Source organism: Pseudomonas sp. NFACC16-2, assembly GCF_900119205.1.
Taxonomy (GTDB): Bacteria; Pseudomonadota; Gammaproteobacteria; order Pseudomonadales; family Pseudomonadaceae; genus Aquipseudomonas; species Aquipseudomonas fluorescens_Q.
The window spans coordinates 1-573 of sequence record NZ_FPIX01000020.1 but is presented as its reverse complement, the minus strand read 5'-3'; the positions used below and the strand labels follow the sequence as shown (position 1 = coordinate 573).

1 pseudogene is annotated in these 573 nt (G+C 53.2%); it reads left to right on the top strand.

The features are described 5' to 3' along the window. Window positions 1-324: 324 nt before the first annotated feature. Window positions 325-573, top strand: a pseudogene (locus tag BT116_RS31245) (IS4 family transposase); the annotation flags it as partial.

Genomic DNA, 573 nt, shown 5'->3' with positions numbered 1-573 from the left:
TTCTGGGGTATCCGGAATCAGTGGGCACAAGGCACAAAGGCAAGTCGTCCCTATAAAACGAATGCAGACCGGAAAAATTAGCGTTTGGGAATTTGTATCAGGAAGAGCATCCCGACATGCAACAGACCGCCCGCAGTGTGGCGAGGGGATTTATCCCCGCTGGGCTGCGCAGCAGCCCCCTCAGGAGAACAATCTCAATCAATCTGACAAACTGGGTTTCGGGGCTGCTGCGCAGCCCAACGGGGATAAATCCCATAGGCGCTAACCAAACTCCAAAAATAGTAAACTGATCCGCAATTGAGATGAGTTGCAAGGAAAGCAAGTGTGACACCAGGACTAGATGAAGATTGGCCAAAGCTGTTAGCGCTATTGCCTGCGGGATGGGAAGCCAAGGCCAGGGAATTGGGGGCGTTGAAGTTCGGGCGCCGTTTCACCCCAGAGACTTTATTACGCACCCTATTGCTGTATCTGAGCAGCGATTGTTCGATGCGCGAAACGGCGGCGCGAGCCGACGTAGAATTGTCGGATGTTGGCTTGCTCAAACGAGTCGATAAATCGGGGAATTGGCTGGGC